At 46.9% G+C, this 258-nt stretch carries 1 pseudogene; it reads right to left on the bottom strand.

Going from position 1 to position 258, the window contains the following annotated elements:
- Positions 1 to 189 (bottom strand): annotated as a pseudogene (locus ACGF49_RS25250) (hypothetical protein); the annotation flags it as partial.
- Positions 190 to 258: the final 69 nt, after the last annotated feature.

The following is a 258-nucleotide window of genomic DNA, read 5'->3' as shown; positions in this document are numbered from 1 at the left end:
AGTGCCAAATTCTTCGCGAAAGCGCCGGTAGCAGGCCAGAATGCGTTGTTTTTTCTCCTGGGTATAGCCTTGTTTAAAAAACAAGGTGATAGAAATCCCAAGACGAGAAACAGTCAGTCCATCGCCATTGAGGAAGGTAAACGCGGCCAGTTGTGATTTCAACTGGGCAAAGTAATCTGAAGTATCCATATTTTCTCTCCGTTAATTATGAGGCGGTGGCGAATGTCACACTCGCCAATATTGCCAGGACGGCGGCTA

Source organism: Photorhabdus sp. RM96S, assembly GCF_042879335.1.
Taxonomy (GTDB): domain Bacteria; phylum Pseudomonadota; class Gammaproteobacteria; order Enterobacterales; family Enterobacteriaceae; genus Photorhabdus; species Photorhabdus kayaii.
The sequence above is the reverse complement of the archived record's forward strand: the minus strand, read 5'-3'. Positions and strand labels throughout refer to the sequence as shown.